19 protein-coding genes are annotated in these 22,954 nt (G+C 59.4%); 6 read left to right on the forward strand and 13 right to left on the reverse strand.

Features of this window, described 5'->3' with window-relative positions; all coding sequences use genetic code 11:
* Nucleotides 1–28: 28 nt before the first annotated feature.
* The 8 genes from VXJ35_RS07560 to uvrA form a co-directional block, all read right to left on the reverse strand.
* Nucleotides 29–1,174: a DNA adenine methylase gene (locus VXJ35_RS07560; RefSeq protein WP_064021105.1), complete on the reverse strand. Its 1,146-nt coding sequence runs from the start codon at nucleotides 1,172–1,174 to the stop codon at nucleotides 29–31.
* Nucleotides 1,175–1,260: 86 nt separating this feature from the next.
* Entirely contained in the window at nucleotides 1,261–1,533 is a 273-nt protein-coding gene (locus VXJ35_RS07565) for a type II toxin-antitoxin system RelE/ParE family toxin (RefSeq protein WP_064021106.1), read from the reverse strand.
* Complete coding sequence (locus tag VXJ35_RS07570; protein WP_231914869.1) at nucleotides 1,517–1,741, reverse strand: DUF6290 family protein; 225 nt, start codon at nucleotides 1,739–1,741, stop codon at nucleotides 1,517–1,519. Before VXJ35_RS07570 ends, VXJ35_RS07565 begins: the two co-directional genes overlap by 17 nt.
* Nucleotides 1,742–2,073: 332 nt before the next feature.
* Nucleotides 2,074–2,304, reverse strand: a complete 231-nt coding sequence (locus VXJ35_RS07575; protein ID WP_082880835.1) for an antitoxin — start codon at nucleotides 2,302–2,304, stop codon at nucleotides 2,074–2,076.
* A 2-nt stretch (nucleotides 2,305–2,306) separates the two neighbouring features.
* Nucleotides 2,307–2,897, reverse strand: a complete 591-nt coding sequence (locus VXJ35_RS07580) for a Uma2 family endonuclease (protein WP_064021109.1) — start codon at nucleotides 2,895–2,897, stop codon at nucleotides 2,307–2,309.
* Nucleotides 2,898–3,198: 301 nt separating this feature from the next.
* The gene (hepT, locus tag VXJ35_RS07585) at nucleotides 3,199–3,645 is read right to left on the reverse strand and encodes a type VII toxin-antitoxin system HepT family RNase toxin (RefSeq protein WP_064021110.1); all 447 of its coding nucleotides are present in this window, start codon (nucleotides 3,643–3,645) and stop codon (nucleotides 3,199–3,201) included.
* The gene (gene mntA / locus VXJ35_RS07590; RefSeq protein ID WP_064021111.1) at nucleotides 3,626–4,006 is read right to left on the reverse strand and encodes a type VII toxin-antitoxin system MntA family adenylyltransferase antitoxin; all 381 of its coding nucleotides are present in this window, start codon (nucleotides 4,004–4,006) and stop codon (nucleotides 3,626–3,628) included. Before mntA ends, hepT begins: the two co-directional genes overlap by 20 nt.
* A 15-nt stretch (nucleotides 4,007–4,021) precedes the next feature.
* Nucleotides 4,022–6,838, reverse strand: a complete 2,817-nt coding sequence (uvrA, locus tag VXJ35_RS07595) for an excinuclease ABC subunit UvrA (RefSeq protein ID WP_064021112.1) — start codon at nucleotides 6,836–6,838, stop codon at nucleotides 4,022–4,024.
* A 75-nt stretch (nucleotides 6,839–6,913) separates the two neighbouring features.
* On the opposite strand from uvrA, the gene VXJ35_RS07600 reads away from it, so the two are divergent.
* Genes VXJ35_RS07600 through VXJ35_RS07610 form a run of 3 tightly spaced genes read left to right on the forward strand, consistent with a single transcriptional unit; the run spans nucleotide 6,914 to nucleotide 11,180 of the window.
* Complete coding sequence (locus tag VXJ35_RS07600) at nucleotides 6,914–9,550, forward strand: AMP-binding protein (RefSeq protein WP_082880836.1); 2,637 nt, start codon at nucleotides 6,914–6,916, stop codon at nucleotides 9,548–9,550.
* The gene (locus tag VXJ35_RS07605) at nucleotides 9,547–10,221 is read left to right on the forward strand and encodes a CDP-alcohol phosphatidyltransferase family protein (protein ID WP_064021114.1); all 675 of its coding nucleotides are present in this window, start codon (nucleotides 9,547–9,549) and stop codon (nucleotides 10,219–10,221) included. Before VXJ35_RS07600 ends, VXJ35_RS07605 begins: the two co-directional genes overlap by 4 nt.
* A gap of 38 nt (nucleotides 10,222–10,259) precedes the next feature.
* Nucleotides 10,260–11,180 (forward strand): phosphatidate cytidylyltransferase, encoded by a 921-nt coding sequence (locus VXJ35_RS07610; RefSeq protein ID WP_157770262.1) that lies wholly within the window; start codon nucleotides 10,260–10,262, stop codon nucleotides 11,178–11,180.
* On the opposite strand, the gene VXJ35_RS07615 is transcribed toward VXJ35_RS07610, so the two are convergent.
* Genes VXJ35_RS07615 through VXJ35_RS07635 form a run of 5 tightly spaced genes read right to left on the reverse strand, consistent with a single transcriptional unit; the run spans nucleotide 11,181 to nucleotide 15,302 of the window.
* Nucleotides 11,181–11,528 (reverse strand): hypothetical protein, encoded by a 348-nt coding sequence (locus VXJ35_RS07615; protein WP_054763535.1) that lies wholly within the window; start codon nucleotides 11,526–11,528, stop codon nucleotides 11,181–11,183.
* A gap of 5 nt (nucleotides 11,529–11,533) precedes the next feature.
* Nucleotides 11,534–12,370 (reverse strand): amidohydrolase family protein, encoded by an 837-nt coding sequence (locus VXJ35_RS07620; protein ID WP_157198115.1) that lies wholly within the window; start codon nucleotides 12,368–12,370, stop codon nucleotides 11,534–11,536.
* 14 nt (nucleotides 12,371–12,384) lie between these two features.
* Nucleotides 12,385–12,975 carry a hypothetical protein gene (locus VXJ35_RS07625; protein WP_064021117.1) on the reverse strand — a complete coding sequence of 197 codons (591 nt, stop codon included), beginning with the start codon at nucleotides 12,973–12,975 and terminating at the stop codon, nucleotides 12,385–12,387.
* Complete coding sequence (locus VXJ35_RS07630; protein WP_064021118.1) at nucleotides 12,976–14,850, reverse strand: hypothetical protein; 1,875 nt, start codon at nucleotides 14,848–14,850, stop codon at nucleotides 12,976–12,978.
* A gap of 11 nt (nucleotides 14,851–14,861) precedes the next feature.
* Nucleotides 14,862–15,302 carry a putative lipoprotein gene (locus VXJ35_RS07635; protein ID WP_064021119.1) on the reverse strand — a complete coding sequence of 147 codons (441 nt, stop codon included), beginning with the start codon at nucleotides 15,300–15,302 and terminating at the stop codon, nucleotides 14,862–14,864.
* A 224-nt stretch (nucleotides 15,303–15,526) separates the two neighbouring features.
* On the opposite strand from VXJ35_RS07635, the gene VXJ35_RS07640 reads away from it, so the two are divergent.
* The 3 genes from VXJ35_RS07640 (at nucleotide 15,527) to VXJ35_RS07650 (ending at nucleotide 22,830) form a co-directional block, all read left to right on the forward strand.
* On the forward strand, nucleotides 15,527–16,912 hold the full coding sequence (locus VXJ35_RS07640; protein WP_408953931.1) for an MFS transporter: 1,386 nt from the start codon (nucleotides 15,527–15,529) through the stop codon (nucleotides 16,910–16,912).
* Nucleotides 16,913–16,942: 30 nt separating this feature from the next.
* Entirely contained in the window at nucleotides 16,943–17,410 is a 468-nt protein-coding gene (gene ssb / locus VXJ35_RS07645; protein ID WP_064021121.1) for a single-stranded DNA-binding protein, read from the forward strand.
* Between the two features lie 272 nt (nucleotides 17,411–17,682).
* A complete protein-coding gene (locus VXJ35_RS07650; protein ID WP_064021122.1) occupies nucleotides 17,683–22,830 on the forward strand; it encodes a RecQ family ATP-dependent DNA helicase in 5,148 nt (1,715 codons plus the stop codon).
* The last annotated feature ends 124 nt before the right edge of the window (nucleotides 22,831–22,954 follow it).

The raw sequence follows: 22,954 nt of genomic DNA on the forward strand, positions 1-22,954 counted from the left end.
AGCGAGTTTTTGATCTTGGTTTGCCCTTTCAAAAATTCATCCATTTGTTGCTCCCAATAAATATTAACTCTGTTTTGTTTTCTTTTGCCAATGCGTGGCAAAAATCTTTTTTAATTACTTTTGTGTGTGAAAAATTGCATTTAAAATATTCTGTAATTTCATCTGCTGATGGATACGAGTTTTCCAAATAAGACATAACAACGATCTTGTTTTTATGTGCGTCTATTAAATAAGATAGTCGCTCTTTAAAACGGGTTTTTTCGTTCCATTCTTTAATGCATTTAATGGAAGTATGGCTTTTAATAATAGATTCGTGGTCTAATTTTTTTTTCCAGTTATCGTAATCAGATAATCCTTCTAAAAAATGATATTTCTTTAAATAGTCATCGGTGGTTCTTGATGGTGGAACATAAGGAGGATCTATATAGATTAAATCGAACTTTGAAGTCAATTCTGACACGTCGCTAGGTGGTAAAACTGTGGTAATATTATTTCGATTTATAATGATTTTTGATAGTTCAAATAAGTGCTGCTTCATTAGGTCAACAAAACTACGTTCCCAAGTTGAAAAATTCCCAAATGAACGCTTAACGTCCTTGTTTAATCTCAAGTTTAAATTGGCTCGATGAAAAAGGTTAAATGGCCGCTTCTTTAGGCAAGCTTGAAATAGACAATAGAAGTAAGCGCTACGCTGGAGGGGATTGTCTACCGCATGGATTGCTTTTGCAGCACCGTCCAACCATTGATTTTCTTCATCCGTGTAATACATGTTGGCGAATGTTTTTGCTATAAAACCATTTTCTGGCTTGATACTTTCTATAAATTGATAAGCGTCGTTAATGTCGGAAAAAGGGAATTCGTCGGCCAATAACGCTTGTGCCGAAATGGTGTTGCTGAGTAGGGCGTCATGGTAATAGACCTGCTTACCCATTGCCTTAAACAACAGCGAAACGCTTGCCGTTCCACCAAAACCATCCAATACCGTATTGAAAGGTAAATCCTTGACCGCATGATATATCCAGCCGAGCAAGCGGCGCTTACTACCGTAATATCTTGTCTTGGGAAATTTGGAGATAGCTAATTCAATTTCGGCATCGCTGAACGCCCTGGATTTCTGGGTGCTCCAGTCGATTGCGTCGGTGATTGTTTCAGAAGGCTGATAATCGAAAGTCATGCCTAAATTTTAACAAGCACGATGTGTAAACTGAACATTATTGGCAATGGATTTTAAGTAAAGTGTTGGGGTCAGATTTTTGGCGATTAATGCTTGTCTCGATAAATTTCTTTTCGATGCCCTAATTCGACGACCAAAACGATGAGTTCGTCGTCTTGAATCTGGCAAATCAAGCGATAGTCGCCGACCCGATAGCGCCAGTATGCGGACAATTTGCCTTGCAAGGCTTTGCCGTTAATACGCGGATTGTCTTGCTCGGCTAATTGATCGAGAAAGGTTTTGATTCGGTCGCGGACCGGTTTGTCCAGTTTGTTGATAGCTTTGGCGGCGCCGGTCTTCAGCCTAACGCTCCAATGCATTCAGTTGTTGCTCCCATTCCGCCAAGCTGATGCTATCGTCCTTGCCGTTGGCCAATTCGGTTAACGCGGCATCCGCAGCGGCGGCGTCGGCGATGTCTTCTAGGTAATGACCAAGCAAATTTTTGATCAGTTGCGAGGGGCTGAGGTGTTCCTGCTCAGACAACCGGCGGAGCAGGTTAGCTGTGTCGTCGTCGATATCCAATGTCATGATGTCGCCACCTTAAATTAATTTCGGGGAGTTTAGCCGCATTGTATTACAACAGGCGCGCGTTATTTAACCGAGGGGTGTTTCCTTCGATGCCATTCTTCACCTCAGGTTGCATGCCAAATCTCGAGCCCGCGTAGCTCCGATTAGCAATAGCGTAATCGGAGGATGTTGACTTCGAAATGTGCGATTACGCAAGCTAATCGCACCTACAATTGAATGGCAGCTTATCTGACTTTTCTTGCCTCTTCAGATTCCCCGTCATTGGCTGTTTGGGGGCGAAAGGGTCTTCGGGTGCACTAGACGGTAGTGCTCAGTAGCGGGCAGCTAACGTCTCATAATCCAAACGCTTCGTGCTGTTGCGGCAAACTGTCTTCGCGACCTTCGGCCATGAAATCATCCGGTAAGATGCTGAGGGCGTCGAAGATTGCCGAGGCGTTTATCGGTGTTTCGCGCATCACGAATTCGTCGCCGATGCGCAAAACTTCCATGCGGTCGGGATTAGCACGAACGTACTCGGGTAACCGGACGGCTTGGCTTTGCAAGCCCAGATAACGTCGTTTCATACTCAATAATCCTTAGGCAGCCGCGCCACCAACTCGTCCCAACCAATAACGATCTCCGGCAAAATGCCGACCTGGGTTTCGCCTTCCAGCGGGTATAGTTCGGGTTTGCCGTATTCGCCGTTGTGCAATCGGTAGACAGTCAGAATCCGGTCGATGGGATGCACCAACCAGTATTCGCGGACGCCGGCGCGTTGGTAAAGGTCGCGCTTTTTGATCTGGTCATGGCTGGCGGTGGACGGCGACAACACTTCTACGATCCAATCCGGTGCACCGCGCACGCCGCGTTTGTCCAGTTTATCGGCGTTGCAGACCACAAGCACATCGGGTTGCACAACGCTGTCGATAAGTTCGTCGGCTTCATTGCGTTTGGGCAAGCGCACGTCGACTGGGGCGATGAAAGCGCGGCAAGGTTTGCCTTGCAATGCCTGGCGCGCTTGGAAATAAATTTCGCCGGCAACGTCCTGATGCGGCAAGTCCGGGGCCGGTGACATTAAAAACGCGTCGCCGTCGATCAGTTCGTAACGCATATCCTCAGGCCACTGTAAATAGTCGCCGTAATTGTGTTGTTGTCGGTCTTTTAGCGCTAGAGCCATAGCTCGTCTCCTTCGTCCAGTCTATTAGGACTGATCCTAATCAGTCCATCGCGCGGCGGCAAGTTACTCGTTCCAACGCGCTGCGTTGGAAGAACTGGCTTTACCGCGCTGCGGTTATTCTGGCACCGCAGCGCAGTGCTTTTTGGTTACCACGCAGCGCGTGGGAACCAGGGAATGGCAGCATTACGTTCATTTGCCGCCATCAAGAAATTAAAACTCATAGTCCTATATGGGTCGGACGCCGCCGAAGAACAAGACTAATTGTTAACGGTGGCTTTGGAAATTTCGATGCCTTATCGGCTTACTTATTCCCATTCGGGCATTCTGGCTCACATTCATCCAACTCTCCGCGCCAAACCACCATCCACTCCTCCAAAATCAGATACTGCTTTTTGGTGACGATGGCTTGCACGATGCCGTCGTTGACGTCCAAATAGTCGTGGACCAGTACGTTTCGAAAACCTATGATTTTCATCAGCTTGGCATGTTGCTCGGGTGTCAAATCGCCGCGGCTTTTCAATTCGTCCAGCGCTTCGCGTGATTGGCTGACCGATAACTGGTATTTTTGCTCGACAAAATAGCGCGCCATGCCGATGAAGGATTCGATGAAAACCTGCAATGCGCGCTGTATCGCCAGAAAATCGCGCTCAGTCCAGCTGTCCGCATTTTCCTGGCTGTAGTCGTCCAGAATACGCAGCATTTTGCGGCGGTGGCGCATCAGCGCCTGCTCATAGGCAATATCTCTCATAATCCTTTTCCCATTTCGACCAGATGCTTTGCTCGATGCGTCTGACGTGCGGTATGTTGCGGTCGTACCATTTTATCGCCGATTGCAAAATGCCGACTTGCAACAGCGTGGGCGCGGTTTCCAGATCGACGATGCTGATTTGGTTGTAGCGTTTTAATTCGCGCTCGACTTCGGCTTCCAGCAGTTGCGGGCGAACGGCGCGTTGCAGCGGGTCGGTTTCGTAATTGCTGAAAATCACCGCGATGTCCCAATCGCTGTCGGGCCGGGCGGTATTTTTGGCGCGGGAACCGTACAGGTAAATCGCATCGACCGCGGCATGGCTCAGAATTGCTTGGGTGATTTCCGCTTGCGAGTCGTTCATGTTTTCAGCGTTAACTTACTCGAAAAACCGCTTCAGATACTTGCCGGTATGCGAGCTCTTGTGCTTGGCGATCTGCTTGGGCGTGCCTTCCGCGACCAACGTGCCGCCGCCGCTGCCGCCTTCCGGGCCCATGTCGATTATCCAGTCGGCGGTCTTGATCACGTCCAGGTTGTGTTCGATGACGATCAGGGTGTTGCCGTGGTCGCGCAGGGTGTGCAGCACGCTGAGCAATTGCTTGATGTCGTGAAAATGCAGGCCGGTGGTCGGTTCGTCGAGGATATACAGCGTGGTGCCGGTGTCGCGCTTGGACAACTCTTTCGCCAGCTTGACCCGTTGCGCTTCGCCGCCGGACAGGGTCACGGCGTTCTGGCCGAGGGTGATGTAACTCAAGCCGACGTCGATCAGGGTGTGCAGCTTGCGAGCCAGGCTGGGAATGGCCGAGAAAAACGCCGCCGCGTCTTCGACGGTCATTTCCAGCACTTCGTGGATGGTCTTGCCCTTGTAGCGGATTTCCAGGGTTTCCCGGTTGTAACGCTTGCCGTGGCAGATGTCGCAAGGCACGAAGATGTCGGGCAGAAAGTGCATTTCCACCTTGATTACGCCGTCGCCGGCGCAGGCTTCGCAGCGGCCGCCCTTGACGTTGAAGCTGAAGCGGCCGGGGTTATAGCCGCGCGAGCGTGCTTCCGGCACCGCTGAAAACAGCTCTCTGATCGGCGTGAAAATCCCGGTATAGGTGGCCGGATTCGATCTCGGCGTGCGGCCGATCGGGCTTTGATCGATGTCGACCACCTTATCGAATTGCTCCAGGCCTTCGATGGCCTCGCACGGCGCCGGGATGCAGCTGGCGCCGTTGATGACGCGGGCGGCGTGGCTGTAAAGCGTGTCGTTGATTAAGGTAGATTTGCCGGAACCGGAGACACCGGTGACGCAGGTCAACAGCCCGACCGGGAAACTGGCGGTGACGTTTTTCAGGTTGTTGCCGGAGGCGCCTTTGATCGTCAATTGCCGGGCAGTATCGTTCGGCGTGGTCTTCTTCGGCACGGCAATGGTTTCCGCGCCGGACAGGTATTGGCCGGTCAGCGAGTTGGCGTCGGCCAGGATTTGCGCCGGCGTGCCTTGCGAGACGATCTGGCCGCCGTGGACGCCGGCGCCGGGGCCGATGTCGACGATGTGGTCGGCGGCGCGGATCGCGTCTTCGTCGTGTTCGACCACGATGACCGTGTTGCCCAAGTCGCGCAATCTGAATAGCGTGTTCAATAAGCGTTCGTTGTCGCGCTGATGCAAGCCTATCGACGGTTCGTCCAGCACGTACATCACGCCGACCAGACCGGCACCGATCTGGCTGGCGAGGCGGATGCGTTGGGCTTCGCCGCCGGACAGCGTATCTGCGCTGCGGTCCAGCGTCAGATAATCCAGACCGACGTTGACCAAAAACTCCAGCCGCTCCTGAATCTCTTTATTAATCTTGGCGGCGATCTCGCCGCGGTGGCCGGCGATGGTCAAGGTCTGGAAAAAGCTCAGCGCGTCGCGGATCGGGAAACGGGTGATGTGATGCAAAGGCTGGTCTTCGACAAACACGTTACGGGCGCCGATGTTCAAACGGGCGCCGTCGCAGACCGAGCAAGTCTGTTGCGCCAGGTATTTGGCCAGTTCGTCGCGCACCATTTGCGAATCGCTCTCGCGGTAGCGGCGTTCCATGTTGGGAATGATGCCCTCGAACGGATGGCGCGACACTTTGGGTTTGGCGTTGCCCATCTGGAACTGGAATTCGATATTTTCGTTGCCGCTGCCATACAAAATGATGGCCTGCACGTCGCGCGGAATCTTGGCAAACGGCGCTTCCGGATCGAAATTGTAATGCGCTGCCAGCGCGCAAATGATTTGGTAATAATAGGCATTGCGCCGGTCCCAGCCGCGCACCGCGCCGCCGGCCAGACTGATGTCCGGGTTATGCACCACCAATTGCGGATCGAAATGCTGGCGCACGCCGAGGCCGTCGCAACTGGGGCAGGCTCCTTTCGGGTTGTTGAACGAAAAGATGCGCGGTTCCAGTTCGCTGAGGCTGTAGCCGCAGTGCGGGCAGGCGTAGCGTTCGGAGAACAGCAGTTGTTGGTCGTTTTCCATCGACGCGGCAATCGCCAAGCCTTCCGACAGCCTTAGCGCGGTTTCGAAGGATTCGGCCAAGCGCAGTTGAATGTCGTCGCGAATTTTAAAACGGTCGACGATAACCTCGATGGTGTGCTTTTTCTTCAGATCCAGGGTAGGAGGCTCGTCCAGCTCGTAGACTTCGCCGTCGATGCGGGCACGCAAAAAGCCCTGGGCTTTCAAATCCTCCAGCAACAGCACATGTTCGCCCTTGCGGTCATTGATGACCGGCGCCAGCAGCATCCAGCGCTCGCCTTCAGGTTGCGCCAGCACTTGATCGACCATCTGGCTGACGGTCTGCGCCTGCAACGACACGCCGTGTTCCGGGCAGCGCGGAATGCCGACCCGAGCGTACAGCAGCCGCAGGTAGTCGTAAATTTCGGTGATGGTGCCGACCGTCGAGCGCGGGTTGTGCGAGGTGGATTTTTGCTCGATGGAAATCGCCGGCGACAAGCCTTCGATATGGTCGACGTCCGGCTTTTCCATCATCGACAAGAATTGGCGGGCGTAGGCCGACAACGATTCGACGTAGCGGCGTTGGCCTTCGGCGTAAATGGTATCGAAGGCCAGCGACGACTTGCCGGAGCCGGATAGACCGGTGATGACGATGAGCTTGTCGCGCGGCAGATCGATGTCGATGTTCTTTAAATTATGGGTGCGGGCGCCGCGTATGCTGATGGTGTCCACTGCGGTAAATTCCTGGAATTTTTAACAGCCGGATACTATACGAGGCTTTAGCGGTATAGGGAAAGTAGCGCTTTCATGGCGACCAGCCGATACCGGCAGAATCGTGTGGACATTTCCCGGCGACGCTGGCTAAGATGCAGCCAATCCTGCAACCGGCCGTTTGCCATGACCCATGTCACGAATCTGTTCGATCTCCTGCAACACGCGGCGGCGGCATATCCGGAGCGGATTGCCTTGGTCGGCCGGGTAGGGTTGCGCGACGACTGCTGGAGCTACCGCCGCTTGCTCGCCGTAGCGGAGCGGATCGCCGGCCGGTTGGTTCGAGAATACGGTTTCGCTCCCGGTACTTGCTTGCTGCTGCGCGGCCAGCCCAATCCGCAATTGGTCGCGGCATACTTCGCCTGTTTCAAGGCCGGTTTGATTGCGGTACCGCTGGATCCGCATCTGCCGCTCGAATTCATTACCCGCGTCGCCGAATCGACCCAAGCCCGGGCCGTGCTCGGCAACGGCGAAATTCCCAACTATTCGGCATTGCCGCAATTGGCTGTCGCCGACTTGGCCGCCGTTACGGCGGAACAGGCCGGTTTCGAATACCGGCCGCAGCCGGACGACATCGCCGAAATCGTCTTCACCTCCGGCACCACCAGCAACCCCAAGGGCGTGGTGTTGAGCCACCGCAATATTTTAAGCAGCGTCAACGCCATCCGCGACATTTACCCGACGCAGCGGCCGCTGCGGTTTCTGTCGTTGTTGCCGCTGTCGCATCTGTTCGAACAGACGGCCGGATTGTTCGCGCCGCTGCTGTTGGGCGCGACGGTTTATTACGCCGGCAACTTTCAGTCCGAAGTGGTGATGCGCAAACTGGAAGCCAAGCGCATCGACGGCGTCATCGCCGTGCCGCAGATGTTGGAATTGGTCTGGCATGCGCTGGAAAAGCAGATTGCCGCCAGTGGCGGGCAACAGCGCTGGCGGCTATGGTGGCGAATCGCCGAGCGGGTGCCGTTTGCCTGGCGCCGGACCTTGGCGCAGCGCCTGTTCCCGGCGCTGGCCGGCACGCCGGTTTTTTTCGTCAGCGGCGGCGCGCCGTTGCCGGCCAGTCTGGAACGGCAGTGGGAATTGCTCGGCGTGCGCGTGATTCAAGGCTACGGCACCACCGAATGTGCGCCGGTGATTTCGGTCAACCGCTACGACCAGCGGATGCCGGGTTCAGTCGGCTGGCCGGTGGCCGGCGTCACCGTGACCTTGTCGGAGCAGGACGAAATCCTGGTGCGCGGCGCCAACGTCAGCCGCGGCTACTGGCAAAATCCGGAAGCCACCCGGCAAGTATTCAGCGATACCGAGGGTTACCGCACCGGCGATTTGGGCGCGTTCGGCGCCCGCGGCGAACTGTATATCAAAGGCCGCAGCAAGGACATGATCGTGCTGGCCAACGGCCTGAACGTGTTTCCGGAAGACATCGAATTGGAGCTGGCCAAACAGCCCGGCATCGGCGCGTGCATGGTTACCGATTTGCTCGACCGCCACGGCCGCCAAGGCATCGCCGCGATCTTGAGTTTTCCGGAAAACATGGCCGATGAGGAGCGGCAACGCCGCGGCCAGGATGCGGTGCGCAACGCCAACGCCGCGCTGGCGCCGCATCAACGGATTTCCGACATTCGTTACTGGAGCGGCGATTTTCCCAGAACCCCGCTGCTGAAAATCCAACGCTGGAAGGTCAAAGCCCGCTTTATCGATACCGAACCCAGCCAGGACGTCGCCGCCGAGACCCTCGCTGCCGGCAATGGGTCGACTACGCTGGAACAATTGCTGGCTAACGTCTGCCGGGTCGAGGTGCAGAGCATCGACGACCGAACCGACTTGGTGCTGGATTTGGGGTGCGACTCGTTGACTCGGGTCGAACTGGCCGGATTGATCGAGGCCCAACTCGGCATCATTTGCGACGACGCCGAATTGATCGCGATTCGCGAAGTCGGCGAATTGAAGGCACTGCTGGGCCGTAGCGAGCGCGCCGCCAAGAAGGTGCGTTTCCCGAGCTGGCCGCTCGCTGCGCCGGCCGTCGCGATCCGCGGCGGGATACAGCGGATTTTATTGCCGCTGTTGCAAGGCTTGGTCGGCAGTTCGTTCCAGGTCAAAGGTCTGGAACATTTGCAGCAGGTGCAGTTTCCGGTGATGTTCATCGCCAACCATGCCAGCCATGTCGATACGCTGTCGCTGCTGCGGGCGCTGCCGTGGCCGGTGCGGCGGCGCTTGTGCATCGCGGCGGCGGCCGACTATTTTTTCCGTAACCGCCCGGTCGCCTGTTTGCTGCAGTTGGCGATCAATGCCTTTGCCTTCAGCCGCGAAGGGTCGATTCGCGGCAGCCTGGACTACTGCGGCGAACTGGCCGACAACGGCTGGTCGCTGCTGATTTACCCGGAAGGCACCCGCTCGCCGGACGGGAAATTGTTGCCGTTCAAACCCGGCATCGGCTATCTGGCCACGGAATTGGGCGTGCCGGTGTTGCCGGTCGCGGTGTCCGGCGGCCACCGGATTCTGCCGAAAGGCGCGCACTGGCCGCGGCGCAGCCCGGTCAGCGTTTGTTTCGGTGCGGCGATTCCAATCGAGCCGAATATGGATAAACAGCAAGCGACCGATCTGCTACACCAACGCTTGGCGGCCTTGATCGCCGCACAGCAACCCGATTCCGCCCAACCTTTGGAGACTCCGGCATGAACCAAGAACCCGCAAACGCCGACCGCCGCCACGTTCCCGCCCGGGAATTGGGTTGGTCCAAATCCTTGGCGCGCCGGCTGGCGCAGGCCAACATTTCCGCCAATGCGATTTCGCTGGCCGGGGTCGGCGCCGCGGCGCTGGCGGCCGCCGCACTGGCTGCCACCCGCGCAACCGAAGGCATCGGCCAACACGCGCTGTGGATTGCGGCGGGTTTGCTGGTCGGCTCGCGCCTGTTATGCAATATGCTGGACGGCATGGTGGCGGTGGAGTGGGGCAAGGCTTCGCCGGTCGGCGCCTTGTACAACGAAATTCCGGACCGGGTTGCCGATCTGTTGATTCTGGCCGGAGCCGGTTTCAGCGCCGGCGGCCACGAGCTGTTGGGTTACGCCGCGGCTTTGGCTGCCGTATTCACCGCCTATGTGCGGGTCGCGGCGCGCAGCGTCGGTGCGCCGAGCGATTTCGGCGGGCCGATGGCCAAGCCGATGCGGATGGCCATCGTCATCGTCTGCTGCGCCTACCTCGGTTTTACCCCGGATGGCTGGCATCCGCACTTCGGCGCTGCCGGGTACGGTTTGATGGCGTTGGCCCTGGCCATCATTGCCCTGGGTAGCGTTGTAACCTGCGTGCTGCGGGTACGCCGCGCCGCGCAGTATCTGAACGCTAATGCTTGAATCCACTAATCTGAATACCGCCCACAGGAGAATCGACCGTGTCCACGTTGATCGCTAATCCGCTGCTTCACCCTTTGTTCGTGCCGGCCGCCGAGCGGATCGGTTGGCTGTTGGGCCTGTCGCTGTTGTTGATCGTCTGGGTGTTGCGCAAGCACGGCCGCGATCTGTTGCGCCAGGGTTTGTTCGTCAAATGGCGGACCTGGGCCATCATTGCGCCGCTGTATCTGGGCGCGGTGTTCGGCGGTCCGCTGGCGGTCGGCGTTTTGGTGCTGGGCATGACGTTGCAAGGCTTGCGCGAGTATGGCGAACTGGTCGGTTTGGTCAGCCATTACCGGCGGGTGCTGAAGCTGATGGGCATCACCGCGGTGCCGGTCGGTTTGGCTTCGCTGGACGGGTTTTATCTGCTGGCGCCGCTGCTGTTGCTGGTCGCGGTGGCGCAGCCGTTGGCGTTTCAAGCGGTCAGTACCGGCATCAAGCAACTGGCCTTGTCGTCGTTCGGCTGGGCTTACATCGCCTGGTTGCTGGCGCATCTGGTATTGATCGGCCGCTACATTCCCGGCGGCGACGGCGTGCTGTTGGTGATCGGCGCGGCGGTGGCGCTTAGCGATAATGCCGCGTTTGCGGTCGGCTCGTTATTCGGCAAGCACAAACTGACGGCCTTGAGTCCGAACAAGACCTGGGAAGGGGTATTCGGCAATTTGCTCGGCGCTTACCTGGGTACCGGTTTGATGAGCTTCGCCTTGCCGGAAAGCTCGTATTGGTTGCTGCTGATCGGCTTGCCGCCGCTGATCGCGCTCGGTTCGGTGTGGGGCGACTTGTTCGAGTCGGCGATCAAACGCGAGGCCGGCGTCAAGGATGCCGGCAGTTGGCTGCCCGGCTTCGGCGGTTTGCTGGATCGGATCGACAGCCTGATTCTGGTGGCGCCGTTGACTTATTATTTTCTGCGGCTGGTGGCCTGATCACAGCCCCATCAGCAACATGCCCAACACCAGGCAGGCCATGCCGGCGACGTTGACGGCCTTGATCGGAATGCCGTACCACAGCCAACCGAACACGGCCGCCCAGATGAAAGTCGAGGCGTAGATCGGATACAACACCGCCGGCGAGCCGCCTCGTTTAAACGCAGCAATGAACAGCACCATCACCGCGATATAACAGGTCACGCCGGCCCACAGTTTCAGATTCAATAAATAAGACCAGATGCCGGCGTTGGCCGCTTCGGCGCCGGATTTGTATAGATATTGGCCGGCGGCGCCGGCGACCGAGGCGATCAGAAAAAACAGAATGGAGATCAATGGCGTGCGCATCGGTTTTACCGAGTTGGGGTGGAGACGGACGGCAAAATGTTGAGCAGATTGCCGCCGAGGATTTTGGCTTTTTCGGAAGCGGGGAGGGTCAACGCGTCGATTTTGTTCAAGGCCTCGGCCAAGCCGCCGCACATCACCGGAATATCCGATCCAAAAATCAATTTGCCGGCGCCCAGCTTGGCGCACAACTGGCGAATCTTGCCGGCGGTGGCGATGTAGCTGGAGGTGTCGACAAACACGTTGTCGCAGCTACGGGCCAACGCCAGAGTCTCGGCGAAACATTGTACCCCGGCATGGGCGATGATGAATCGGAGCTTTGGAAAGGCCTTAACCAAGGCCTCGGCGCGGGAGCTGGCTGCGGTCAAACCCAGATGCATAAACACCGGGATGCCGTGTCCGGCCGCGATTTCGCACAGCGCGGCCATTTTGCCGCCGCTCAGATCGGTCGGATATTGCACCAAGGCCAGTTTAAGTCCGCACATGCCCAGCGCCAGGCAGCGCTGCAATTCGTCCGCGGCTGGGGCCGATTCCGGGTTGATGAAGGCAAAACCCAGGAAGCGGTCCGGCCGTTGCGCGATAGCCGCCAACACCGCATCGTTGCGCGGATGGGGTAACAGATTGTGTTGGAAAGTCGGCGACGCCACCAGTTGTCGCGCCTTCAACATGCCCAGGGTCCGAAACAGAAAATGCCAGCGAAACACCCAGGAGTCGGCAATCGTCACCGGGCCCAGATCGCGGACGCCGATGCCGACCAGTACGGTCTTGTCTATGCCGAAGGCGTCCATTTCCGCCAGAATCGGCTCGAAACTGTCCACGATATGGCGATGGCCGTCGATGATCATGTCGGTACCCAAGATTATGCCGGCGGGAAACGGCCGGACTCGATGAATTGCAGCATGTGTCCGAGTAAGGTGTCGTCACTATATACCTGGTCGTGGCTCAGCGGCGTCGTCAGCGTCGGGCGGCCTGCGGCGAGCGCAAACCGGGGGTCGCTGCGGCGGCGCTCGAAGTCGGCGGCCGGCTCCGGCCAGCGGTCTTTGCGGTCGCCGGCCAGATCCAGCAACACTTTGCCGAACTTGAATAGCGGCAACGGGCCGTAGCGGCGTAACGACAGTTCCGGCACCCGTTCCTGGGCCGGCGAGCGGACGTAGACCGCCCGGCCCAGGTTGGGCAAGGCCCGTTGCGCCAGGGCGCGGCGCAAAATGAAACCGCCGGAGATGTAACAGATGAAGTGGCAGCGTTGGTAGCGGCTCAGTTGGTGGCTGTCGAAATAGAGGTTCAGTTGCCGGGCGGCAAAGCCGATGCCGAAATATTGGCACAAATCAGGCAGAAACACGCGGTATGGGCTGCGGCTGCGGTAGTAATCCAGCAGATGGCGCCGGGCCGCCCGGTCCGCGGTGATGCCGGGCAAGACCACCAGCGCTTGCGAAAATGTCTCGCCGGCCATTCAACCCGCTCCGGGCTTGAAATCCGGCAACAACTGCGGAAACGAGCCCTTGCGGATGTTGAAGAACAACAGCTCCGGCATACTGACCGCCCCGCCTTTCAGGCCTTTAAGAATATGAAAGCCTTGGTCCCAGGGCCAGCTCAGCAGGCCGTACCCGGTTTCCAGCGCCGCCGCCGCCAAATTGAAACCGCCTTGCAGCGGCCGCGGCCAGACCGCATCCTGGGTAAAAAACACGAAGGCGGCGTCTTGGTCATGCCAGCGGTACAAGGACGAGCTCAGGCTGTTCGATTCCTGCAGATCGACCCACCAGTCCGGCTGCGTCCGGTAACGCGCCCGAATCTGCCGCTCGCGGTAGGCCGGCAGTTGGTAACTGGCAACGGTTCGGTAGTGCGCGCCGACCCGGTCGAATGCGGCGAACGGGATCGGATTCGGAAAAGCGCCGTCCAGATACGCGCCCAGCGCATGCTCGGCGGATTGGATCGGATCGGCTGAGGCCGCGGCTTCGGGGAGGGCGGCGACGGTCGCGTTCAGCAGTTGAAAAATCTCTGTGACGCAGTTGCGTTGCCACAAATGGTAGGCGTAGCGTTCGAACAGTTGTTGCCGGTAATCGGCCAAGCGCCTGGCGGCGCCGGCACGGTATGCGGCCGAGACGGCGGCCGGCAGCGGAACGCGCGGCCCATCGCCGACCGCCGCTTTGTCCGGTGTATTGCTGAAGCGGGGCAGGGCGGCGGCACCGGGTTCGGTTTCGGCACGCAGCAAAGCGAACAAGGCATTGGCGCTGTGTTCGATAGCCGCGTAGCTGCGTTCGTCCAGCGGTTCAAGGGCTGCCAATTGGGCATTGGCGGCGTTCAATAATTGCCGGGAATACTGCAGCGCGGCCGGCAAGTCGACGGCCGGCGCATACGGGTCGGCGTCGGCGCTGCGCCGGTCCAACACGGTCAGATGGCCGCTGGCCAGGGATTGTTGCAGGGTGTGCAGCCGGGCCATGCCGACCAATAACGGATAGCCCCAGTCCGGCCGCTCGCTGTTCAGTAGCCGGACCAGGTCGGCGCGGGTCGCGTCGCGGTATTGGCGGAGCGCGTTACGTTGCGCAGCGCTGAGTCGGAACAGCGCGTCGGTCGCTGTCAACCAGGCATCGCTGCGCGGCGGTAAGGCGGCCAGCAACACGTCGAGTGCGGCCAGATTCAGCAGCCGGTTTTTATAATGTTGGGCGAAAGTCAACTGGCCCGGGCGCAGGGCGGGCTCGTTAAGGTCGCTGGGGGAGAGGGTCTGCAACTCTTGCCACAGGGCCTGGCGCTTTTGTGCCAGAAACTCCGGGCCATAATGTTGCGCGGCCATGTCGCGTAATTCGGCCAGTTCCGGGCTGTCGCCGCGGTCGTTGGCTAGGGCGGGAAGCGGCGTGAGCCGGTAGTTATCCAGAAAGTAGCCCAGGGCGCGCAATTGCAGAGGCGGCGCCGGCTCGGCAGCGTTCAGGCTTAAGCTTAGCTCGAAGTCTTCCTGCAAGTCGCGCAGTTGGCCCAATTCCCGGTTTTGTTGCGCCAGCCGGCGCTGACACGCTTCCTGTAAGGCTTGGTAAACCTCGGCGGCGACTTCGATGCGCTGGCCGCGCAAGCTGCGGTTCTGTTGGTCGGCGTAGGCAAAGCGGAACGCGGCGAAGTCGTCGCGGTACAGCCTTAGCAGCCCCGGTTCGACGTGTTGGAAATGGTAAACCCGGTCGCCGAAACGGAGCGCGGCGTGGCCGCCGCTAGCATTGCCCTCGTTGGCTTCGATGTACAAAAAATCGAAGGTCTGCGCCGCGGCCGGCCCCGCAGCGACGGCGCCCGGCACGCACAATGCCAGGCGCCAGCACAACGCAAAGCGGCGGAGACCGAACATGCCGGCGGCGGTTATTTTTTCAGGCCGTCTTCGATGGCTTGTTTTTTCATCGGATCGTTCCGGCTCAAACTCTCGCTGAACGCCGAGATTTGCGGTTTGCCGAGTTTGGCCTGGCGCAGGCCGCGGCCGATGCCGAGGTAGGTATAGCGGTCGTTCTCCCAATCGGTGATACCGTGTTTCTCCGCCAATTCGCCGAGCCGGACCCGGAAGCTGTCCAGTGTGCCGCTGGAGCTGGTCACGAAATCGGCCGTGTAATCGGCGACGTCCGATTCGTATTTTTCCTTGGCGTCGCCGGACGAATCGGAGCTGGATGCGAACGGGCTGGAAGCGCTGTCGAACAAGCCTTTCGAGCTGTCGAACGCGCTTTCCGAACTGGTGGAAAACGAGCAGGCGCCGAGCAGGCTGCCGCTGAGCAGCAAGGCCGCGAATTGGGCAAGGGTAAAACGGGTCATGGCTTCCCTCCGGGAAATGAGTGCGTTAAGCGAGTTTGCCGAGCCGGCTTGGTCCGACAGGTGGACAGAGTATATCGCCTGCTGCGGCCGCCGATAAAGCACAGCCTGCCGGAAATCCGCGCCCGGCAGGCGGCCGATTTCACCGGTTGGCGCTGGAGGAAGCCGGCGAGAAGCTGGTACTATAAGCGGCTTAAACCATACCAAGGCAAAGAGGAGTTAAGGGTTTGACACAGGTTCAGGATATTACCAGTCCGATGACGGCCACGGAGAAACGGGCGACCGTGTCGCTGGCCAGTATCTATGCGCTTAGAATGCTGGGTTTGTTCATGCTGCTGCCGGTATTGTCGTTGTTTACCGAACAAATGCCCGGTTCCACGCCAAAACTGGTCGGTTTGACCATGGGTATTTACGGTTTGACCCAAGCCATTTTGCAGATTCCGTTCGGCCTGCTGTCCGACCGTTTCAGCCGCAAGACCGTGATCGTGATCGGTTTGGTGTTGTTCGTGGCCGGCAGCGTCTGGGCCGCCTTGGCCACCGATATTTACGGCGTGCTGATTGGCCGGGCCTTGCAGGGCTGCGGGGCGATTTCGGCGGCGGTAATGGCGTTGCTGGCCGACTTGACTCAGGAAGTACACCGCACCAAAGCCATGGCGACGATAGGCGCCAGCATCGGCGTTTCGTTCGGCGTCGCCATCACGCTGGGCCCGATCATCGCCCACCAATTCGGCATCGCCGGCATTTTCTGGATGATCGCCTTGCTGGCGGCGCTGGCGATACTGGTGATTCTGTTCGTCGTGCCCAACCCGGAAAAGATCAGCACCCACCGCGACGCCGAATACATCCCGTCGGAGTTGAGCACGGTCATTACCAATCCCGAACTGCTGCGCTTGAATTACGGCATCTTTGCCTTGCACTTGATCCTGATGGCCAGCTTCGTCGTCGTGCCGTTGCTGATGCGCGACGCCGGCCTGCATGGCGGCAGCCATTGGATGGTGTATTTGCCGGTGTTGGTGACGTCGATGGCCGGCATCATTCCGTTCGTCATCATCGCCGAGAAGAAACGCAAAATGAAGCCGGTGTTTCTCGGCGCCATTGCGACCCTGGTCGTCGCCAACCTCGGTTTCGTGGCGTTGCACGGCCAACTGGTCGGCCTGATCGCCTGTTTGTGGATTTTCTTCTGCGGCTTCAATTTGCTGGAAGCGACCTTGCCGTCGTTGATCTCGAAAACCGCGCCGGGCGATTTGAAGGGTACCGCGATGGGGATTTACTCCAGCGGCCAATTCCTCGGCGCCTTCCTGGGCGGCGCGGCCGGCGGTTGGTTGTACGGCGAACACGGCGCCGCCGCCGTGTTCCTGTTCTCGGCCGGGGTGGCCGCCAGTTGGGCTTTGATCGCTGCCTTCATGTCGCCGCCGCGTTATTGGGCCAATCTGCTGCTGCCGTTGCAAGGCGTGTCCGCCGAACGCGGTAGCGAGTTTTCCAAACAATTGCTGGCGATTGCCGGCGTCGAGGAAGTGCGCTTGCATTTCGAAGAACAGGCGGCTTATCTCAAGGTCGACAGCCAGCGGCTGGATAAAGACCAACTCAACCAATTTTTACAGCAATGGCGTTAGGCTGCTGCTGAACAACACACGGAGACAACCATGCTGAACAAAGTTATGCTGATCGGCCGCCTCGGCGCCGATCCGGAAGTACGTTATATGCCGAATGGTGATGCGATTACCAATATTACTCTGGCAACCAGTCGTAGGTGGAGAGACAAACAGACTGGTGAGCGCAAGGAAGAAACCGAATGGCACCGTGTTGTTTTTTATCGCGGACTAGCGAAAATCGCCGGCGAATATCTGAAAAAAGGTAGCCAGGCTTACATCGAAGGTCGGATTCGTACTCGGAAATGGCAAGGACAAGATGGACAGGATCGCTATACCACTGAAATTCTGGCTGATGAAATGCATATGCTGGATAGCCGTAGCGGCGGTACCGCCAGCTACGCCGACAGCAACACGCCGGCGCCGAGCGCCTACGACAACCGTCCGGCCGGCGGTGCCGCCAGCCCGGCTCCATCCGGCCCGGCCGCTTACGACGATTTCGACGACGATATTCCGTTTTAGCGTTTTTTGAACCGAAACAGCCCCTTGACCGGGGCTTTTTTGCGGCACCGATTTAAAGCCGCAGGCAAATCTGAGTAATGCCGGCCGGCCGCAGGCACAAACCAAACCGTTAGCGGGCATCGATTCGGCCGCAACCGGCAGTTGCCGTTGCGGCAATAGGGTTTATTCCTTTTTGCCGTTGGGAACTTTTCATTCGCCGGCCGCTTTGCCAAACTGGCCGGCTGGAGCGCTCTCGCGAGCCGCATGGTTTATTACCCATCTGACGTCGCTTAATGGATCAACAGCCGGAAAAATTACGGGCCCGCTGCCTTTGCATCGATATCGAAACCGCCCGCCACGACCGACTGCAACTGAGAGAAATCGGCGCATTCCGGCCCGATACCGGACTCAGGCTCAGAGTGGCCGGCAAAGCCGCCGATCTGGCGGACAAGCTGGACCAAGCCTGCGCCGGCGCGGCCTTCGTGTTGGGCCACAACGTGATAGCCTTCGACCAACCGGCGCTATCGCTTTTGCATTCGGAATTGGCGCTGCACCGGTTGCCGCTGGTCGATACCTTGGAGTTGTCGCCGGTCGCGTTTCCGCAAAATCCCTACCATCGCCTGGTCAAAGACTACAAGCTTTGCACCACGACCCGCAACGATCCGGTCCGCGACGCCGAGTTGGCCTACGAACTGTTTCTGGACCAGGCCGCCGCTTTGCGTCAACGCGTGGCGGAGCATCCCGACGAGGCTTTGTGCCTGCATTTTCTGCTGGCGCCGGAAAACGGCAAAGGCGTTGCCAACTTCTTCGCCACGCTGCGCGCGGCGTTGCGGCCGGCGTTGGCGGAAGCGCAAACCGCTTGGCGGCGGGCGACGGACGGCAAGGTGTGCCGGCGGGCACAGACGCACGTCGTTAACGTCCGCTTACCCGACCCGGACTGGCACAAGCCGCTGGCCTACGTACTGGCTTGGCTGCGCGTGGCCGGCGCCAACTCGGTGTTGCCGCCGTGGGTGGCCGCGAATTTTCCGCAAACCCGCGAGCTGATAGCGCTGCTGCGCGATTCCGCCTGCGGCGATCCGGATTGCGCCTGGTGCAGCGAACAGCATGATTTATCGAAACTATTGCCGCGTTATTTTCCCGGCATCGACCAATTCCGGCCGCTTCCGGCCACCGCTGACGGCCGCTCGCTGCAACAGGCTATCGTCGAAAACGGTTTCGCCGGCAGGCCGACCCTGGCGATTCTACCCACCGGCGGCGGCAAATCCTTGTGTTACCAGTTGCCGGCGTTGGCGCGGTATTACCGCAACGGCAGTCTGACTGTGATCGTTTCGCCGCTGCAATCCTTGATGAAGGACCAGATCGACAATCTGGAGTCGCGCGGGATTACCTGCGCCGGTTATCTGAACAGCCTGTTGAACCCGCTGGAGCGGCGCATCATGCTCGACAAATTGCGGCTCGGCGATTTGGGCTTGATTTTCGTGGCGCCGGAGCAGTTTCGCAGTACCGCGTTCACCAAGGCTCTGGCCCAGCGCGACATCGGCGCCTGGGTGTTCGACGAGGCGCACTGCCTGTCGAAATGGGGCCACGATTTTCGCCCCGACTACTTGTACGTCTCGCGCTATATCAAACAGCGCCAGCCGGGCAAGCCGGCGCCGCTGCATTGCTTTACCGCAACCGCCAAACCGGATGTGGTGCAGGACATCGTCGGCCATTTCGCCGGTCGCCTCGGCGTTTCGCTGCAAGTGCTGACCGGCGGCGTCAAACGGGAAAACCTGTGGTACGAGGTCCACGCGGTACCGGCCCCGGCCAAATACCCGGAAGTCTTGCGTTTGCTGGAACAAACCTTGCGCGACGACGGCGGCGCAATCGTGTTCTGCGCCCGGCAGAAAACGGTCGAGGAGGTCGCCGGGTTTTTGCAACAGGCCGGTTTGGATTGCGGCTATTTTCACGGCGGCATGCTGCCGGAGGAAAAACGCCGGGTGCAGGAAGCCTTCATCGCCGGCGAACTGCGCGTCATCGCCGCCACCAACGCCTTCGGTATGGGGGTGGATAAGGCCGACGTGCGGCTGGTGTTGCATCTGGACACGCCGGGATCGTTGGAAAACTACTTGCAGGAAGCCGGCCGCGCCGGCCGCGACCAGCAACCGGCCCGTTGCGTGTTGTTGTTCGACGAGGCCGACCTGGATGTGCAATTCCGCTTATTGCGCAATTCCCGCTTGAGCCAGCACGATATCCACGCCATTCTGAAAGCGTTGCGCAGCATCGAGCGCAAAGACCGTAGCGAAGGCGAGGTCGTCGTCACCAGCGGCGAAATCTTGTTGGAGATTCCGGACAAGCACGGCATCGACCCGGACGCCGCCGATGCCGATACCAAAGTCAGGATCGCCGTGGCCTGGCTGGAAGAGGCGCGCTTGCTCGAGCGGCAGGAAAACCATAACCGCGTGTTTCCCGGTAGCCTGTTGGTGTCGAGTCTCGACCAGGCCAGGGATGTGCTCAGCAAGAAGCTCGGGCCGCAGGCGGACATCGAACCTTACCTTACCCTACTGGCGCAGTTGTTCGCTTGCGAGGACGACGCCGGCATCAGCACCGACGACCTGATGCTGGCCACCGGCAGCGATTCGCATCGGGTGATGCAAATGTTGCGCGATCTGGACCGGTTCCAATTGCTGTCCAACGATACCGAAATCGGCATCGCCTTTTACCGCGATCCGGACAGCGCCGAGCGGTTGGAAGCGTTGCGCAAATTGGAGGATGCGTTGGTGGCCTGCCTGCGCGAAGCGGCACCGGACGCCGACCGCGAGCAATGGCAGATTTTGAACGTGCGCCGTTTGTGCGACACGCTGCGGCGCGAGTCCGGCGTCGAGTTGGAGCCGGAACGTTTGTCCAGGCTGATGAAATCCTTTGCCGAAGCCTTCGGCGGCAGTGCCGGCCAGCGCGGTTTTTTCGCGTTGCGGCCCGGCGGCCAGGACAACCGTTACCTCAAATTGCTGCGCGACTGGCGGGAAATCGATGCGATTCGGCATAAGCGCATGCGCCTGGCTCAAGCCTTGTTGCATTATTTTGCCGGCCGGCGCCAGGGCAACAACTTGCTGGTGGTGTGTAAACAGGGCGATTTGGAAGCCGCGCTGCAGGCCGACCTGACCTTGCAGGATCTGGAGGTGCGCGACTGGAACGTGGCGTTGGCGGCGACTTTGGTCTACCTCGACACCAACGAAGTATTGCATTTGGCCCGCGGCAAAGCGGTGTTTCGCGCGGCGATGAGCATCCAGCTCAACGCCGAGGCCAGGCGACGCCAATTCAAGAAATCCGATTACGCCGAATTGGCCTTGCATTACCAGGACAAAATCGTCCAAGTGCACGTGATGGCCGAATACGCCAAGCTGGCGCTGGGCAAAATCCAGGCCGCGATGGCGTTTATCGTCGATTATTTCGGCATGGACCGTGCAGCCTTCGTCCGCCGCTATTTTGCCGGCCGCCAGGACGTGTTGGAAATGGCGACCACCGAGGCCGCGCATCGCCGGATTCTGACCGATCTGAAGAATCCTGAGCAACAGGCGATCGTCGCCGCGCCGCTGGAAGGCAATTATCTGGTCCTGGCCGGCCCCGGCGCCGGCAAGACCCGCGTCATCGTTCACCGCGTGGCCTGGCTGTTGCGCGAATGCATGGCATTGCCGGAAGAAATCATGGTGCTGAGCTATAACCGCTCCGCGGCGGTCGAGATTCGCAAGCGGCTGTGGGCCTTGGTGGGCGCCGATGCCGGCGGCGTCAGCGTCAACACCTTGCACGGCCTGGCGTTGCGGTTGACCGGTACCAGTTACGCGGTAGCCGCCGAACACGGCGAAAGCGTGGATTTTGCCGCGGCGATCAAACGGGCGGCGGCCTACTTGCGCCAGGCGGAGGCCGGCGACGAGGTCGGGCCTTCGGTGCGCCGCGACCGCGTGCTGTCCGGGCTGCGCTACCTGTTGGTCGACGAGTACCAGGATATCAATGCCGACCATTACGAATTGATCAGCGCTTTGGCCGGCCGCGGCATCCGTAGCGAGGAAGACCGGTTGTTTCTGATGGCGGTCGGCGACGACGACCAGAACATCTACGCCTTCGGCGGCGCCGACGTTAGCTTTATCAAGCGATTCAGCGCCGACTACCAGGCCAGGACCTTCTATCTGCTGGAAAACTACCGGTCGACGGCGCAAATCATCCACTGCGCCAGCCGGGTGATCGCTCCGGCCCGCGGCCGCATGAAAGCCGGGCAGACGTTACGCGTCGACCATGCCCGGCACGAGGCGGCGCCGGGCGGCGAATGGCAGGATTTGGACAGCCTGGCCCAAGGCCGGGTGCATATCCTGGCGGTCGCGGCCGACAACGCCGCCGAAGCCGAAGCGGCCTTGGCAGAACTGCAACGCCTAAACCGGCTGCAGCCCGGCAACCCGTCCGGTTATTGGGGCCGGTTCGCCGTGATTGCCCGCAATTGGCAAAATCTGGAGCTGCTCGAGGCGTTATGCCGGCGGAGCGGAATTCCGGTACGTTCGCTGCGCGACGAGTATTTGCTCGATCTGCACAGCACGCGCGAAGGCCGGGTCTTGATCCGCTTGTTGAGCAGCCGGCAACGGCAGGGCCGCAAACCGCGGTTGTTGTTGCGTTGGGGAGCGCTGTCGCGTTGGTTTCGCCGCCGTTACCGGCAAGCGGTCACGGCGGAGATAGCGCAGCCGTACCGCGCGCTGTTGGCGCAATTCATCGCCGAAGCCGAATCCGCCGCGCCCGGCTGCCAACTGGTCGCCGCCAATTTGCTGGACGCGCTGTACGAGTTCAGTTCCGGCAGCCAGACCGCCGGCCAGCAAATCAACTCGCCGTTGACATTGCTGACCGCTCACCGCGCCAAAGGGCTGGAGTTCGACCACGTATTGGTATTGGACGGCGGCGCTTGGCAATCCTCCGCCGACGACGAGCGGCGCTTGTTTTACGTGGCGATGACGCGCGCCCGCAAAACGCTGGCCATATGCTGCCGCCAAGGCGGGCGGCATGCTTTTATTGCCGATTGCGAACCGCTATGTCTGAAAAGCCGGGGCCAACGGGTCGAGGGCCTTAGCCGCGCATTGGAGCGGGTCTGGGTTGCCGACCCGTCGCAGGTAGTATTGTCCTGGCCCGGTTGTTTTGCCGCCGACCAGCCGATACACCGGGCGCTGGCCGGCTTGGATTGGGGCAGCGAACTGGTGTTGCGCGAACGCGGCAACGGCAGCGAGGGTTGGGAACTGGCCGATGCCAACGGCATCGCGGTCGGCCGCATGGCCCAGGCTTTCCGGCTGCCGCCCGGCCGCATCGTCGCGGTCAGAGTGGCGGCGGTGCTGGGGCGGGATAAAAAACCGGGCGATAAAGCCAAACTCAGAACCGAATCCTGGGAACTGGTTTTGCCGGAAATCGTGTACGTCGCCGACGGTGCTTAATCCAACGCCGACAAGGCAGGCGGCATGCGCATCCTGGAGGGCGATGCCGTTAGTTTAAGCACCCGGCAGGGATTGCCCAATGCGGTTAAATCAAGGGAAGTAGGTCGTTCCGGCAGGGAATGCC

Source organism: Methylomonas sp. DH-1 (assembly GCF_046097555.1).
Taxonomy (GTDB): Bacteria; Pseudomonadota; Gammaproteobacteria; order Methylococcales; family Methylomonadaceae; genus Methylomonas; species Methylomonas koyamae.

Coding starts and splice junctions, on each gene's coding strand:
- hepT (WP_064021110.1), bottom strand. CDS start 3,645: ATGAGAGATATTGCCTATGAGCAGGCGCTGATGCGCCACCGCCGCAAA.
- ssb (WP_064021121.1), top strand. CDS start 16,943: ATGCTGAACAAAGTTATGCTGATCGGCCGCCTCGGCGCCGATCCGGAA.
- VXJ35_RS07600 (WP_082880836.1), top strand. CDS start 6,914: ATGGCGACCAGCCGATACCGGCAGAATCGTGTGGACATTTCCCGGCGA.
- mntA (WP_064021111.1), bottom strand. CDS start 4,006: ATGAACGACTCGCAAGCGGAAATCACCCAAGCAATTCTGAGCCATGCC.
- VXJ35_RS07625 (WP_064021117.1), bottom strand. CDS start 12,975: ATGGCCGGCGAGACATTTTCGCAAGCGCTGGTGGTCTTGCCCGGCATC.
- VXJ35_RS07615 (WP_054763535.1), bottom strand. CDS start 11,528: ATGCGCACGCCATTGATCTCCATTCTGTTTTTTCTGATCGCCTCGGTC.
- VXJ35_RS07630 (WP_064021118.1), bottom strand. CDS start 14,850: ATGTTCGGTCTCCGCCGCTTTGCGTTGTGCTGGCGCCTGGCATTGTGC.
- VXJ35_RS07605 (WP_064021114.1), top strand. CDS start 9,547: ATGAACCAAGAACCCGCAAACGCCGACCGCCGCCACGTTCCCGCCCGG.
- VXJ35_RS07580 (WP_064021109.1), bottom strand. CDS start 2,897: ATGGCTCTAGCGCTAAAAGACCGACAACAACACAATTACGGCGACTAT.
- VXJ35_RS07575 (WP_082880835.1), bottom strand. CDS start 2,304: ATGAAACGACGTTATCTGGGCTTGCAAAGCCAAGCCGTCCGGTTACCC.
- VXJ35_RS07620 (WP_157198115.1), bottom strand. CDS start 12,370: ATGATCATCGACGGCCATCGCCATATCGTGGACAGTTTCGAGCCGATT.
- VXJ35_RS07560 (WP_064021105.1), bottom strand. CDS start 1,174: ATGACTTTCGATTATCAGCCTTCTGAAACAATCACCGACGCAATCGAC.
- VXJ35_RS07635 (WP_064021119.1), bottom strand. CDS start 15,302: ATGACCCGTTTTACCCTTGCCCAATTCGCGGCCTTGCTGCTCAGCGGC.
- VXJ35_RS07570 (WP_231914869.1), bottom strand. CDS start 1,741: ATGACATTGGATATCGACGACGACACAGCTAACCTGCTCCGCCGGTTG.
- VXJ35_RS07650 (WP_064021122.1), top strand. CDS start 17,683: ATGGATCAACAGCCGGAAAAATTACGGGCCCGCTGCCTTTGCATCGAT.
- VXJ35_RS07565 (WP_064021106.1), bottom strand. CDS start 1,533: ATGCATTGGAGCGTTAGGCTGAAGACCGGCGCCGCCAAAGCTATCAAC.